Origin of the sequence: Brachybacterium sp. YJGR34, from assembly GCF_003347015.1 — a bacterium.
Classification (GTDB): domain Bacteria; phylum Actinomycetota; class Actinomycetes; order Actinomycetales; family Dermabacteraceae; genus Brachybacterium.
This window is the reverse complement of sequence record NZ_PNFB01000002.1, coordinates 167,423-181,857: the sequence shown is the minus strand read 5'-3', so window position 1 is coordinate 181,857 and position 14,435 is coordinate 167,423. Positions and strand designations below refer to the sequence as shown.

General features: G+C 74.6%; 11 protein-coding genes and 1 tRNA gene. 3 read left to right on the top strand and 9 right to left on the bottom strand.

The window, feature by feature from the left end:
• Window positions 1-116 precede the first annotated feature (116 nt).
• Window positions 117-1,499: an MFS transporter gene (locus CXH06_RS02705; protein WP_114853620.1), complete on the top strand. Its 1,383-nt coding sequence runs from the start codon at window positions 117-119 to the stop codon at window positions 1,497-1,499.
• A gap of 13 nt (window positions 1,500-1,512) precedes the next feature.
• Here CXH06_RS02705 and CXH06_RS02700 read toward each other — a convergent pair whose 3' ends face one another.
• Complete coding sequence (locus CXH06_RS02700; protein WP_114853619.1) at window positions 1,513-2,343, bottom strand: hypothetical protein; 831 nt, start codon at window positions 2,341-2,343, stop codon at window positions 1,513-1,515.
• Window positions 2,340-2,933 (bottom strand): dCTP deaminase, encoded by a 594-nt coding sequence (gene dcd / locus CXH06_RS02695; protein WP_157975564.1) that lies wholly within the window; start codon window positions 2,931-2,933, stop codon window positions 2,340-2,342. Before dcd ends, CXH06_RS02700 begins: the two co-directional genes overlap by 4 nt.
• Before the next feature lie 153 nt (window positions 2,934-3,086).
• Between dcd and CXH06_RS02690 the strand changes: the two genes are divergently transcribed.
• Window positions 3,087-3,160, top strand: a tRNA-Gly gene (locus tag CXH06_RS02690).
• A gap of 163 nt (window positions 3,161-3,323) precedes the next feature.
• Window positions 3,324-3,899 carry a TetR/AcrR family transcriptional regulator gene (locus CXH06_RS02685; RefSeq protein ID WP_114853617.1) on the top strand — a complete coding sequence of 192 codons (576 nt, stop codon included), beginning with the start codon at window positions 3,324-3,326 and terminating at the stop codon, window positions 3,897-3,899.
• 342 nt (window positions 3,900-4,241) lie between these two features.
• On the opposite strand, the gene CXH06_RS02680 is transcribed toward CXH06_RS02685, so the two are convergent.
• The 7 genes from CXH06_RS02680 to CXH06_RS02650 all read right to left on the bottom strand — a co-directional run bounded on the left by CXH06_RS02680 (window position 4,242) and on the right by CXH06_RS02650 (window position 14,415).
• Window positions 4,242-6,692: a sodium/proton-translocating pyrophosphatase gene (locus tag CXH06_RS02680; protein WP_114853616.1), complete on the bottom strand. Its 2,451-nt coding sequence runs from the start codon at window positions 6,690-6,692 to the stop codon at window positions 4,242-4,244.
• A 123-nt stretch (window positions 6,693-6,815) separates the two neighbouring features.
• The gene (locus CXH06_RS02675) at window positions 6,816-8,747 is read right to left on the bottom strand and encodes an NHL domain-containing thioredoxin family protein (protein ID WP_114853615.1); all 1,932 of its coding nucleotides are present in this window, start codon (window positions 8,745-8,747) and stop codon (window positions 6,816-6,818) included.
• A 91-nt stretch (window positions 8,748-8,838) separates the two neighbouring features.
• Complete coding sequence (locus CXH06_RS02670) at window positions 8,839-9,513, bottom strand: HAD family phosphatase (protein ID WP_114853614.1); 675 nt, start codon at window positions 9,511-9,513, stop codon at window positions 8,839-8,841.
• Window positions 9,510-10,214 (bottom strand): HAD family phosphatase, encoded by a 705-nt coding sequence (locus CXH06_RS02665; protein ID WP_114853613.1) that lies wholly within the window; start codon window positions 10,212-10,214, stop codon window positions 9,510-9,512. Before CXH06_RS02665 ends, CXH06_RS02670 begins: the two co-directional genes overlap by 4 nt.
• 43 nt (window positions 10,215-10,257) lie before the next feature.
• The gene (locus CXH06_RS02660) at window positions 10,258-11,544 is read right to left on the bottom strand and encodes an O-acetylhomoserine aminocarboxypropyltransferase/cysteine synthase family protein (protein WP_114853612.1); all 1,287 of its coding nucleotides are present in this window, start codon (window positions 11,542-11,544) and stop codon (window positions 10,258-10,260) included.
• Window positions 11,545-11,658: 114 nt separating this feature from the next.
• Complete coding sequence (locus CXH06_RS02655; RefSeq protein WP_114853611.1) at window positions 11,659-13,338, bottom strand: ABC-F family ATP-binding cassette domain-containing protein; 1,680 nt, start codon at window positions 13,336-13,338, stop codon at window positions 11,659-11,661.
• 93 nt (window positions 13,339-13,431) lie between these two features.
• Window positions 13,432-14,415, bottom strand: a complete 984-nt coding sequence (locus CXH06_RS02650) for an N-acetylmuramic acid 6-phosphate etherase (RefSeq protein WP_232820168.1) — start codon at window positions 14,413-14,415, stop codon at window positions 13,432-13,434.
• Window positions 14,416-14,435 lie beyond the last annotated feature (20 nt).

Here is a 14,435-nt window from a genome sequence, read left to right as displayed (position 1 = left end):
CATCAGACGCACAGGGAGGGGGCCGCGCACAGTCTACGGGAGCCGTCTGGGGACCGTCCGGACTCCGGACCTGGTCATCGCGCGCAACCGCTCTCCCGGCTCCGTACAGTGGCGCCATGGCCACCACCCCGGACCGGGACGCGTCGACCTCCGCCCCTCGCACCGCCCGCCGCGCAGGCCGTGGCATCGTCTCCTTCGCCCTCTGGGACGGCGGGATGTCCGCCTTCAGCTCGGTCATCCTCACCTTCGTCTTCGCGACCTACGTCGCCAGCGCCGTGGCCTCCGAGGGCGCCGTCGGGGAGACGGCGATCAAGGCCGCGCAGGACCACGGCTCCCAGGTCCTCACCACCTGGCAGGCGATCGGCGCGATCGCCATCGCGCTGCTCGCCCCGCTGCTGGGCAACCTCGCCGACCGCGGCGGGGCGCGCAACACCCTGCTGCGCCTGACCACCCTGGCGACCGTGGTGACGATCGCGCTGATGCCGCTGGTGGCGCTGGATGCCGACATGCTGACCCTGGGCGCGATCCTCATCGCGCTGGCGGTCGTGTTCAGCGAGCTCGCCGGGGTGTTCGTGAACTCGGTGCTGCCGGAGATCTCCACCCCGGAGAACCGCGGCCGCGTCTCCGGCACCGCCTGGGCGGTGGGCTACTGGGGGTCGATCGGATGCCTGGCCCTCGTGCTGGTGCTGTTCGTGATGCCCGGCACGGGCCTGCTGGGGATCACCGGCGAGAACGGCTGGAACTACCGCGCGATCCCCCTCTTCGTCGCGCTGTGGATCCTGGTGGGGACGCTGCCGCTGATGCTCCGCGCACCGCGGCACCCCGCGACGGCGCCCGGCGAGCGATGGACGCCGTGGCAGGGCTACGCCAGCATCGTCACCCGCGTGATCCGCGCCGTGCGCGAGGAGCCGGTGATGCTCCAGTACCTGGTCGCCTCCGCGATCTACCGCGACGGCCTGGGCGCCGTCTTCTCGATCGCCGGTGTGCTCGCCGCCAACGCGTACGGCTTCTCCCCCGTCGAGATCATCCTGTTCGGGATCGCCGCGAACCTGGTGGCGGGCATCGGCGTCTTCCTCGGCGGCCGCGCCGACGACCGCTTCGGTCCGCGGCCGGTGATCATCGTGGGCTGCCTGGGCATCGTGGTGCTGGGACTGGTGGTGCTGGCCCTCAGCCCCGCGATCGTCTTCTGGATCGCCGGGCTGACGATCTGCCTGTTCGTCGGCCCCGTGCAGTCCGCCTCACGGACGCTGCTGACCCGACTCTCCCAGCCCGGGCGCGAGACCGAGAACTTCGGGCTGTACGCGACCACGGGCCGGGCGCTCGGCTTCCTGGGCACCGCCGCCTTCGCCCTCTCCGTCGCCGTGTTCGACGACACCCGCACCGGGGTCCTGGGGATCGTGGTGGTCATCGCCCTGGGCCTGCTCGCGTTCCTGCCGATCCGCCTGGGGGCGGCCGGCCGGCCGGCGCGCGAGTCCTCCCCCGCCGTGCCGCTCCCCTGAGCGGCGCGGAGCCTCAGGCCAGGTCCGCGGGATCCACGAGGAATCCCTCGAGGTCCACGACGTAGCCGCCCACAGCGCCCGTGAGCAGAGCGGCGATCAGCCCGATCCGGCGGTAGGCGTTCTGCCACCGGGCCGCGGTCTCCGCGTCCGGGACCTCCACGGCGTCCTCCTCCGGGTCCGCCGTGAGGTGCACCAGCTCGTAGTCGACCGCGTCCTCCAGCCAGCGCAGCTCGCGGAGCGCGGCCGGCCGGGCGCTGAGTCCCACCCGCACCGCGACGCTCTCGCGGCCTGGCAGCGGGAGGGTGGCGCTGTAGCCGCTGCGGGGCGTGTCCGCGGGGACCTCGTCGATCTCCGCCTCGGGCTCGAGCGGGGCCAGCAGCTGGGCGAGCGACTCCGGGGCGAGCGCGTGCGGGCTCACCACCGTCAGGTCGCGCACCTGGAAGGGGTGGGGCTCGAGCCGCACCCCGTCATCGGTCACCACGGCGCCCAGCAGGCGCCGGCTGAGGGACCAGGCGAGGTCCAGCGTCTCCCGCTCCACGCCGAAGGGCAGCGCCTCGGGGAAGGCCCGGCCGTAGCCGCGCGCATCGGGCAGCGCGGCCGGGGCGGCGTCCTCGCGCACCCGCGGCGTGTCCAGCGTCCACCGCCCGGCCCCGCGGGGCGACGGGTCCGGGACCAGCCGCGCCGCGTCGCCGAGCTCGATCACACCGCCGGCGCCCCGCTGCGCCGCGGGACGCACGTTGCGCACCATCGCGAGCACGTCCTCGGCCGAGGTGCCGCGCGGCAGCTGAAGACGATGCTGGGTGCGCGTGCTCTCCTCGACCGACGCGCCGACGGGTGCGGTCACTGCTCATCCTCCACGGGGATCCGGGTGCGATGGAAGTTCTGCGCGGACCGCGAGGGGGTGGGCCCGCGCTGTCCGAGATAGCGGTTGAGGTTCCCGGCGCTCCCGTAGGGGCGCTCGGACGGGCTCGAGAGGCGGAAGAAGCACAGCTGGCCGATCTTCATGCCCGGCCACAGCGCGACCGGCAGGGTGGCCATGTTCGACAGCTCCAGCGTGATGTGCCCCTCGAAGCCGGGATCGATGAAGCCGGCCGTCGAATGGGTCAGCAGGCCCAGCCGACCCAGCGAGCTCTTGCCCTCGAGCCGGGCGGCGACGTCGTCCGGCAGCGTGATCCGCTCGTAGGTGGAGGCGAGGACGAACTCGCCCGGGTGCAGCATGTAGGGATCGTCGGGCTCCACCGCGACCTCGCGGGTCAGCTCCGGCTGCTCCGCCGCGGGATCGATGAAGGCGGCCTTGTGGTTGTCGAAGAGCCGGAAGTACCGGTCGATCCGCACGTCCACCGACGCAGGCTGGATCATCTCGTCCTCGAAGGGGGCCAGGCGCACCCGGCCGGCCGTGATCTGGTCCCGGATGTCTCGATCGCTCAGCAGCACGGCGACCAGCCTAGCGGCAGCGGCCGCTCGATGGCGCCCCGTCCACCGTGACGGCCCCGGTTCGCAGAGCATCGGTTCTCGGGGTATGCTGGTCCGCGTTCGCTCGAGCGGCGAGGATCCTCCGGGATCGAGACGCTGATCGGGCGGCTGCGCGCGGGTGTAGTTCAATGGTAGAACTTCAGCTTCCCAAGCTGACAGCGCGGGTTCGATTCCCGTCACCCGCTCCACCGGACGCCGGCCCCACGAGGCCGGCGTTCTGCGTCCCAGGGCGCACCATGGGCGTCGAGCGCCGCCCTCGCCGGGCGCACCGGGGACCCGCAGAGCGCGGACCTGCACCGCGAGGATCCCCGAGCTGTTCTGCCGATGCTGTGGACAGTGTAAGAATGCGGCATGCCCAAGATCATCGGAGGGTCCCTCGAGGAGCATCGAGAGCGCACGCGGGAGAAGATCTTCGCCGCGCTCGCCGAGCTGCTCGAGACCGAGGAGTTCGAGTCGATCACGTTCTCCCGGATCGCGACCGCGGCGGAGGTCGGCCGCACCGCGATGTACAACCACTTCCCCGATCGCGAGACGCTGCTGGTGGAGTACGCGATCCACGAGACCACCGATTACATCGCCCAGCTGCGCGCCGGGGTCAGCGACTCGGCCTCGCCGCGGGAGGCGGCGATCGCCTACGTGCGCACCCAGCTGGACCTCACCGTGTCCTTCCACATCCCGCAGTCCTCCTCCCGCGCCACCCTCACCCCCGAGACGGCGGCCCGGATGCGCGAGCACGTGCTGATCATCGAGGACGTGCTGCGCACCATCGTCACCGACGGCGTCGCCTCCGGCGACTTCACCGCGAGCCTCGACGTCGACGCGACGGTGCGGATCATCAACGGACTGCTGGTGGGCTCCTCGGCCAAGCGCTACTCCCGCGCGGCGCTCGAGGCCTTCGTGCTGAGAGGGCTGGGCGCCGAGCCCTGATCCGCGGCGCCGGGCGCGAGGTCCGCGTGCGGGGTGCGAAGGCCGCGCGCAGGGCGCCAGGGCCGCGGCCGGGCGCGAGGGCCGCGGCCGGGCGGGCGCGAGGTCCGCGGCCGGACAGGCCCCAGGGCCGCGGCCGGGCGGGCGCGAGGGCCGGGATCGGGCGCGCAGATGACGATCAGTGTCGTAATACGGCCAGGCAGGCCCTATATGGGCGAGCCTGGCCGTATTACGACACTGATCGCAGATGTCCCCGGCGCGGAGTCACCGGTTGAGTTCCTGGCCCGCCCACCGGCCCCCGGGAGACCCGCGAGCCCGCGGACGGGCCGCAGGGCCGGGCCCGGCTCAGCCCCGGCGGCGCCGGCGGCCCGTCCGCGGGCCCGAACCGGTCTCCGCGGATTCGTCCTCCGCGTCCTCACTGCCCCAGTCCATCGCCTCGAGGTCGTCGGCGTCCTCCTCCGCGCGGCGGGAGAACAGCGGCGGGGAGAGCTCCGCCTCGCCGTCCTCCAGGTCCACCTCCGGCGCGGTCGCGGCGATCACCCAGCTGGTCAGCGCCACGATGATCGCGAGCACGGCGATCCCCCAGCGCAGGAACGGGCTGGTGCCGTCGGTGTTCATGCCCACCACGGCGCTGATGGCGAGGGCGGAGAGCAGCGAGCTGGTCAGCACCAGCGGCAGCGCCACCGCACCGATCGAGGAGCGCAGCGCGCCGGTGAGCACGGCACCGCCCAGGGCGCCGGAGTGGCCCCAGGAGCCGCGGCCGCCGTAGCGGCCCGCGCCGATCACCGCGGCGGCGCTCTCGAGGGTCGAGTGGGCGCCGAGCATCCACACGCCCACGGCCCCGGCGGTCAGCACCGTGCCGAGCACGTACCCGGGCATCGCTGCGGGGCCCAGGCCGAAGCCCGCGACGATCGGCGCGAGCACGGCCACGACCACCGGCGGCACGGAGGCGCGGCGCACGATCTCGGGCAGCTCCGCGAGGTCCGCGCTCGAGCGGCCCTCGAGCAACGAGGCGCGGGTCTCGACCACGGCGTGGGCGCCGAGCCGGCGCGCGCCGTCCAGCAGCGAGGAGGTCACCAGCACGACGGTGAGCACGCCCAGCCCGGCCCCGCCGATGACGGTCAGCGCGGCGGGGGTCAGGCCGTGCAGGGCGCGGTCCTCCCAGACGGTCGCCGCTCGCGGGGCGCTCTGCATCGCGGCGACCATCGGACCGATGGTGGCCAGCGCGGCCAGCATTCCCGAGACCAGCAGCACGGCGCGCGGACCGGTCGCGGCGCCGGCGGCGGCATTGCGCAGCCCCGTCTCGGCATCGGGCCGGTCGGCGAAGGTGGGAGCCAGCAGCGACCCGGCGAAGCCCGCGACCACGATCAGCGCGCCCAGCCCGGCGAGGGCCAGCAGCGCGAGGGCGAGGGCGGGCACCCCGGCGCTGAGCACGTTCAGCACCGCGGCCAGGAGCACCACCAGGGCGAGCACCGCGGCGGCCAGCAGCGCCGTCGAGCCCAGGGCGGCGGCGATGCCGAGCGCACCGCCGGTGCGGCTGGTGCGGGCGGCGCGCCGCACGGTCTCGCCGAAGCGGTATCCGGTCCGCTCGAGCAGCAGCACCGTCGCGAGGGCGAGCAGCACCCCGGCGCCCAGCGCGGCGGCGACCACCACGTTCGGGGTGATCGAGTACAGCGCGAGCATGTCGAGGAAGGCGCTGGCGTACTGGGAGTCGTCCGTCTGGGAGACGAACGAGCCCAGGTCCCCGAGCGCCTGCTCGATCTGCGGCTCGAGGTCAGCGCGCGGCGTGTCGGTGCCGCCGGTGATGGCGGGATCCGTGAAGTTCTCCATGCCCACGTCCGCGAAGCGCAGGTCCTTGTAGGAGGAGGGGATCCACAGCGCGGCGGCGGCCACGGCCGCGGCACCGCCGAGGACCGAGGGCAGCACGCCGGCCAGGATCAGCGCGCCGCGCTCGTGCCCGGGCCGCCCCAGATGCGGCATCACGGCGACCGCCGCGGCGGCCAGCAGCGCGACACCGAGCGCGAGGAGCACCGCCACCACGGCCTCGGCGGCGAGCACCGGGATGCCCAGAGTAAGGCCCACGGCCGCGCCCGCGAGGGTCACGGCCACCACGTCGGCGCTGAGCGTCGCGCCCCGGCGGAACAGGCGCGCCGCCCGCAGGTGGGGCCCGCCGAGGTTCGCGGGGTCGTCGGCGTCGAGCTCGTGCTCGTCGGTGCCCACCAGGATCGCGGCCGAGGCCGCCGCCGTCTCCGCCGGGGAGGCGCAGACCCGCAGCGTGAGCGCCGAGATCGCAGCACCGGCGGCGAGGGCCATCAGGGCCGGCGCCGCCGAGGCCTGCTGGAACCACACCACGATGGCGATCGGCAGGATCGCGAGGGCGAGCGCCCCCGTCACCGTCAGCGCGCCCAGCCGGGAGATCATCGCCGGTCGCCGCTCGGGGTCCAGGCCCAGGGAGGCCAGCTGGATCGCGAGTCCGCGCCAGGCCGCGAGCGGGCCCAGCGCCACGCCCACCAGCAGCAGCGCCGAGCGCAGGATGCGGTCGTCGGTGCTGCCGGGCGCGAGGTACAGCAGCACCGCCGCCGGCAGGCCCACCAGCAGCAGGATCGTGCCGGAGGACTGCAGCTGGGCGCCGAGGCGGCGACCGAGGCCCTCGTCGACCTCGTCGCTGTCCTCGTCGCGCCGCAGACGGCTGGGGACGACGGCGCCGACGACCAGTGCGGCGACGGAGAGCACGCCGAGCACCAGCAGGGTCACGGCGAGATCGTCGCCCAGGGGGAATTGTGTGATCAGATCCACGAAAGAGCTTCCGACGGCGGGACTCGGCGGGCCGAGCGGGACCGCTCGCCGGCGCGGAGCGCCGGCGGGCAGGGGTTCATGACAGCATGCTCGGGCCGAGCGTGCATTCAGGCGATCCGGTGATCAGGCGAGCAGGGACAGGTCGAGCTCGGTGGGACCGCCCTCGACGATCCGGATCGGTACCCCCCAGTCCTGCTGATGCATGTGGCAGGCGGGGAACTCCACGGCGGGATCGGCATCGCAGGAGGCCGCGCGGGCGCTGACGTGCAGGACGCCCTCGGTGTACGCGGGGTCCAGCACGACCGTGCGCTCGAGGGCGGTGTCCACGCCGCCGCCCTCGAGGATCATCGCCGAGGGGGTGGTGGAGACGGTCACCTGGGTGGAGGGGCCCAGGGAGTCGTCGAGCTTGTGCCCCGGGGGCGGGGTGAACAGCACCCGCACCGCGAGGGGGCCGGGACCCACCTCGGTGACGGGGCGCTCGGAGCGCTGGGCGCCCTGGTCGATGACGCGCTCGGCCGCTCGGGCCACCGGCACCCAGGTCACGCGGTGCGCGCCGGACTCGACGACCACCAGCTGGCCGATCCCGTCCAGCGGCGGGCCGACGATCGCGGCCGAGGGCTCCTTGAGGTCGGTGGCGACGGTGACGACGGTCGCGGGGGCAGCCGGGGAGTCGGCGGTCGCGGGATGCTCGTCCACCAGCCGGATCGCGCCGTTGTAGGTGTCCGCCACGGCGATCCGCCCGTCGGGCAGCGCGGTCACGCCCAGCGGGTGCTGGAAGCGCGCGATGTCCGCCGGGCCGTCCACGTGCCCGAAGTCGAACAGCCCCTCCCCCACCAGCGTGCTGACCTGCATGGTCTGGAGGTCCACGACGCGGATCGCGGAGGTCTCGGAGTCCGCGACCACGAGGCGGCCGTCGGGCAGCTCGTCGATCCCGGAGGGCTGCGCCCACCAGGAGGTGACGACGGGCCCGTCGACCAGGCCCTCCTGAGTGGTGCCGGCGAGGACCAGCAGGGCCCCGGTGACCGGGTCGAAGGTCCACAGCTGATGGACGCCGGCCATGGCGATCACCGCGCGGTTCAGGGCATGGGACCAGGTGAGGTCCCAGGGGGTGGACAGCGCGAAGCCCCGGGCGTCACCCTCGCCGCGGGGCACCGGATCGCCCTGCATCCACTGGGCGCCGGAGCCGGCGACCGTGACGACCTCGGTGGTGGTGCGGGAGCGCAGCAGCCGGTCCTGGCCCACTTTCACCCCGCGCAGGAGGTGGTTCGCGGTGTCGGCGACCAGCAGGTCGTAGCCGACCTCCGCGGCGATCTCCTCCGGCAGGGCGAGGACGCCGTTGGGCTCGGCGAACTGCGCAGTCTCCTCGTCGCCGTCGGCCGCGCCGCGCCGTCCGGTGCCGATCCGCGCGTCGACGGCGGCGCCGTCCGCCTCGAAGACCACCAGCTGGTGCTGCCCGGCGTCGGAGACCACCAGGCGGCCGTCCGGCAGGGGCGTGAGCTTCGAGGGGAAGCGCAGGGTCTGCGGCGTGCGCTCGGCGAGGACGGTGGGCGCGGGGCCGCGGCGCAGCGAGCCGTCGGCCTCGCCCTCGGCGACGAGCCGCTCGATCAGCTGGTCGAGGTTGTCCGCGTGCCCCTCGCCGGAGAGGTTCCCGGCGATCCGCCCGTGGGTGTCCAGCACCATCAGGGTGGGCCAGGCGCGGGCGCCGTACTCGGTCCAGGTGGTCAGCTCCGGATCGTCGATCACGGGATGGGAGACCTCGTAGCGCTCGATGTTCGCCGCGAGCGCCTCCGGGTCCTTCTCGAACTCGAACTTCGGGGAGTGGACGCCGATGACGACCAGCTCCTCCCCCCACTTCTCCTCGAGCGGTCGCAGCTCGTCGAGGACGTGGAGGCAGTTCACGCAGCAGAAGGTCCAGAAATCCAGCAGGACGATCTTGCCGCGCAGCGTCTCCAGGTCGAGGTCGGCGCCGCCGGTGTTCAGCCAGCCGCGTCCGCGCAGGGGGGAGCCGTGCGCCCGGTCGTTCAGGGGCGCCGAGGGATCGGGCGAAGTGCTCATGGGGTCCAGTGAACACCGCACCGACGGGACATGGCCAACTCGCGTGACATGCGTGGACGATCGGCGGGCCGGACGGACGGCCCCGGAGGCGTCACCAGGTCGCGATCCAGGCCTCCAGCTCCGGGTCCGTCAGGGACTCCAGCGCCAGGTCGGCGGGCGGGGCCGGATGGCCCGGGACCGGGATCGCGATCAGGCGCAGACCGGCGTCGCGCGCGGCCCGCGCACCGGTGCCGGAGTCCTCGAGGGCCAGCACCTCGGCCGGGTCATGGCCCAGCGCACGGGCGGCCGCGGCGTACATGTCCGGCGCCGGCTTGGCCTGCTCGACGGTGTCCGAGGCCTCGAGCACCGCGAAGTGCTGCCGCAGCCCGCCGAGGGTCAGCTTCTCCTCGAGCGAGGCGAGCCAGGAGTTCGAGGCGCAGCCCAGCGGCACCCGCGCCGCGGCCGCCTCCACGATCCGCGCGGCGCCGGGCATGGTCCGGATGCCGGTGCCGAGCTCGCGGTCGAAGGCGCGATGCAGGTCCGCGAGCACCTCGCTCTCGGCGTGCCCGGCGCGCCGGGCGATCAGCGCGGCGGCGATCTCGATGGTCGAGCCGTGCAGGACGTCCCGGTCCTCCTCGCGCAGGAGCGCGCCGTGGAGCGCCACCACGGCGTCCTGGGCGCGCTGCCAGACGCTCTCGGTGTCCAGCAGCAGGCCGTCGCAGTCGAAGACCACGGCGCGCGGGGTCCAGTCCCCGAAGGCCTCGGCGAACCGCGGCGAGGGGCTCATCGGGTCCCCTCCCAGCCGGCGATCCAGGTGCGCAGCGTCGCATCCTCGAGGCTGTCCACGCGGCGCGGGGCCCGGGGCTCCTGCCCGGGGAGGGAGGGCACGGCGATCAGCTGCAGACCGGCGGCGAGCGCGGCCTCGGCCCCGGTCTCGGAATCCTCGAAGCCCAGGCAGTCCGCCGGCTCCGCCCCCAGCGCGCGGGCCGCGGCGAGGTACATGTCCGCGGCGGGCTTGGGCCGGGCCACGTCCTCGATGGCGATCGAGGCGTCCACCACTTCCGCGATCCCCAGTCCCGCGAGCTTCGCGTCGAGGGCGCGGCGGTCCGAGTTCGAGGCGACCGCGACCGGCCGCACCGCGGCGATCGCGCGCAGGGTCTCGAGCGCGCCGGGCAGCGGGGTCATCACGTCCCCGAGGTGCCGGCGGTGCTCGGCCACCAGCTCCTCGCCCACCAGGTGTGGGTCCTTCCCCACGATCTCGGCGATCGCGACCACCACCACCTCGGCGGCGCGTCCCGTGAGCTCCCGACGCACGGCCGCGTCCAGCGCGGCGCCGTGGCGGGCGAGATAGGCGTCCTGCAGGGCCACCCACCGCGACTCGGTGTCGACCAGCAGTCCGTCGCAGTCGAAGATCACCGCCGCGGGGGTCCAGCGCGGGGGCCACGCGTCCAGCGGAGAGGGGTGCAGGGCGGTGGGGGCGGAACTCATGCGACCAGCGTATCGACCGCCCCGGGGGCGGGGCGCACGCGGCTCACACCGTGGCGGCCAGGCCCCGCTCGAGGTCGGCGAGGATGTCGTCGATGTGCTCGAGCCCCACGCTGAGGCGCACGAAGCCGGGGTCCACGCCCGCCGCCCGCTGCTCCTCCTCGCCGAGCTGGGAATGGGTGGTCGAGGCGGGGTGGATGACGAGGCTGCGCACGTCCCCGATGTTCGCCACCAGCGAGTGCAGGGTCAGGGCGTCGACGAAGCGCCGCCCCGCCTCGAGCCCGCCCGCCAGCTCGAAGCCCAGCACGCTCCCCGCTCCGCGGGGCAGGTACCGGTCCGCGGTCGCCTTGTGCGGGGAGGAGTCCAGCGACGCCCAGGTCACCGAGGCGACGCGCTCGTCGGCCTCGAGGAACTCGGCGACCGCGCGGGCGTTGTCGAGATGGCGCTCCATGCGCAGCGGCAGCGTCTCCAGGCCCTGGCCGATGAGGAAGGCGTTGAACGGGGAGATGGCCGGGCCCAGGTCCCGCAGCAGGTTGGTGCGGGCGCGGGTCGCGAAGGCCGCGGGCAGGCCGGCGAAGACCAGGCCGTCGTAGGACTCGTCGGGCTCGGTGAACTGGGGGTACTTCGCGGCGTGGGCGGTGAAGTCGAAGCTGTCGCCGTCCACGATCACGCCCGCGATCGAGGTGCCGTGGCCGCCCAGGAACTTGGTGGCGGAGTGCACGACGACGTCCGCCCCGTGCTCCAGGGGGCGCAGCAGGAACGGAGTCGCGACCGTGTTGTCCACGATCAGCGGCACGCCCACCTCGTGGGCGACGTCGGCGATGGCCCGCAGATCGGGGATGTCGTGCTGGGGATTGGGGATCGACTCGACGAAGAAGGCGCGGGTGGTCTCGTCCGCCGCGGCGCGCCAGGACTCCGGGTCGGTGGGGTCCTCGATCCACTGCGGGGTGATGCCCAGGCGGGAGAGGGTGTGCTTGAACAGGTTGAAGGCGCCGCCGTAGAGGCTCGGGGAGACGGCGACGGACTGCCCGGCGTCGGCGAGGTTGAGGACGGCGAGGGTGATCGCGGCCTGGCCCGAGGCGACCAGGAGGCCCGCCGCGCCGCCCTCGAGCGCCGCGATCCGGTCCTCGACCGCGCCCTGGGTGGGATTGGTGATGCGGGTGTAGATGGGCCCGGGCTCGGCGAGCGCGAAGCGGTCCGCGGCGGACTGCGCGCTGGGGAACACGAAGCTGGTGGTCTGCTGGATCGGCAGGGCCCGCGCCCCGGAGGCGGGATCGGGCTCCTGCCCGGCATGGATGGCGAGGGTCTCGAACCGCTGCGGCTGCTCGGTCATGGTGTGCTCCTCCTGGGAACGGGTGCGGATCCCCTCACGGTGGACCGTCCGCGCTCGGTGCGGGGAGGACTGTGAACCAGTGTGACCGCCTGCCCCGCTCCGGCGCCGGGGGTCTCAGCCCAGCGCGAGCACCTCGCCCTGCCACCGGCTGCGCAGCCACCGGTCGTGGGAGGCGATGAGCACGGTGCCCTCCCACTGTGCGAGTGCGGCCTCGAAGCGGGTGGCCGTCACCAGCGCGAGGTGGTTGGTGGGCTCGTCGAGCACGAGCAGCTCCGGCGGGTCCAGCAGCACCGCGGCGAGCATGACGCGCCGCAGCTGCCCGCGGGAGAGCAGCTCCAGGGGGCGCTCGAGGTCCCGGGGGTGCACCAGGCCGAACAGCTCGGGCACGGCGCGCCCCTCGCCCTCCGGGAGCCCGGCGGCCGCCCGCAGGTGCTGTCCGACGGTGCGCCCGGGCGGGGCGAGGTCGTCCTGGCCGAGGTGGCCGAGGCGCACCCGGCGCGGACGGTCCACCGTGCCGGCGCTCGGCTCGAGCTCCCCGCTGACCACGTCCAGCAGGGTCGACTTGCCCGTCCCGTTGGCGCCGGTGACCAGCAGGTGCTGCCCGGCGGAGAGGCTGAAGGAGGTGGGCTCCAGCCGTCCGGCGACCTCCACGGCGCTGAGGGCGAGCTGCACCCCGCCGCCGCTGCGGCCGGGCGCGGCGGGCAGGTGCGTCAGGTGCAGCTCCGCGGGCGGCTTGCGGACCTGCTCCTCCTCCAGCCTCGCCAGCCGTGCCCGCGCCTCGCGCAGCCGCCGCGAGACCACGGTCGCATTGCGGTCCGCGTAGAACTTCTTCGTAATCCGCGCCTCGGAGCGCAGCCCCGCCCCCTCGTGGCCGACGCTCGCGGAGTCCTTGACCGCCCTCCGCAGCTCCTTCAGCTCCTCCTGCTCGCTGCGGAAGCGGTGCTCCCAGCGGTCCCGGGCCTCGAAGCGGGCCAGCAGGTAGTCGCTGAAGGTCCCGGAGTAGGCGGTGAGGCCGCCGGGCTCGGTCGCGGCCGGGGACTCGGCGGGGTCGAGGTCGAGCTGGGCGCCGGTCGCGTCGTCGAGGAAGGCGCGGTCGTGGCTCGCGATGAGCACCGGCCCGGGATGCTCGGCGATCGCGGTGGCGAGGAAGGCCGCGCCGTCGTCGTCGAGGTGGTTGGTCGGCTCGTCGAGCAGCCAGGTGGTGGGACGGGCGATGAGCAGGTGGGCCAGGGAGAGCCGTTCGCGCTGGCCGCCGCTGATCTCGTCCAGGCGGGAGGCGAGGTCGACCCCGCCCAGCTGCAGGCCCTGCAGGACGGCCTCGGCGCGGACCTCGGCGTTCCAGACGTCGGCGAGCGTCGCCTCGGCCAGCAGCGCGTCGTAGCGGCGGGCGGCCCGTGCGGAGGCCTCCCCGCCCTCGACGGCGAGCGCCTCCCCCGCGGCCACCAGCTCCGCCTCCAGGCGGCGGGAGCGGGCGAGGGCGTCCTCGACCACGGCCCGCACCGCGGTGGCGGGGCCGCCGGGCAGCTCCTGGCGCAGCAGGCCGACCGGTCCGGGCACCTCGAGGGAGCCGGAGTCCGGGGAGAGATCACCGGCGAGGAGGTGAAGCAGGGTGGACTTCCCGCTGCCGTTCTCCCCCAGCAGCCCCGTGGGGCGACCGGCGGGCACCACGAGGCTCACGTCGGTGAGCACGCGGCGGTCGGGGAAGGAGAAGGAGAGTCCTTCGGCCCGCAGATGCAGGCCGGGGCCGGCGCCGGACAGGACGGCGGCGGGCAGGGAGGAGGGGTGCGAGGGCATGGATCAGCTCCGTGACGCGGACGGCGGGGGACGGGGGCTGATCAATGCTTCACGGCGGCGAGTCTAGGGGGACCGCGACCGGGCGTCGAGGGATTATCGGCTCTCCCCGTGCAGGGCGGCCACGGCCGTGCGGATCCCGGCCGGGTCCCCGGCCCGCCCCGGGTCCCGCGGGTGCTCCTCGAGCACGGCGCGCGCGGCCGCGACCGGGGCGCCGGACAGCAGCGCGACCAGGGCGAGGCGCACGGACCCGTCGGCCGCCTCGAGCACCTCGGCCGCCCGCTGCGGCTCCGCGCCCGTGGCCTGCACGAGGATCCGCACCGTGCGGGCCACGAGCTTCGCGTTGGTGGGGCGCACCTCGATCATGAGATTGCCGAAGGTGGTCCCGAGCCGCACCATCGTGGCCGTGGAGAGGGCGTTGAGGGTGAGCTTCTGCGCGGTGCCGGCCTTCATGCGGGTGGAGCCGGTGACCACCTCGGGGCCGACGTCCGGCAGGATCGCGATGTCCGCCGCCGGCGCGAGCGCCGCCCCGGGGTTCGCGGAGATCAGGGCGGTGGGCAGACCGGCGGCGCGGGCGGCCCGCAGCGCCCCGCCGACGAAGGGGGTGCGTCCGCTCGCGGCCAGACCGACCACGACGTCCTCCTCCCCGCACTCCTCGCGCACCAGCGCGGCCCCGGCCTCCTCGTCGTCCTCGGCGCCCTCGACCGCGGTGAGGAAGGCGCCCGGCCCGCCCGCGAGGTGCGCGGCGACCAGGGAGGAGTCCGCATCGAAGGTGGGGGCGAGCTCGACGGCGTCGAGGACCCCGAGCCGCCCGGAGGTGCCCGCGCCGACGTAATGGACCGTCCCCCCGGCGGCGATCGCGCGCACGCACATCTCGACCAGCTCCGCGATCTGCGGCGCCTGGGCCTGCACGGCGGCGGCGACCCGGGCGTCCTCGGAGAGGATCACCTCGACCATGCCCCGGGCGTCGAGGGTGTCGAGCGCGGCGCTGGCGGGATTGCGCTCCTCGGTCGGGGAGGCGAGGCCCACCAGCTCGAGATCCGCGCCGGTGGGACGGTGGTCGCTGGGGGGTTCGGTCACGGCGGCTCCTTCGACGGCCC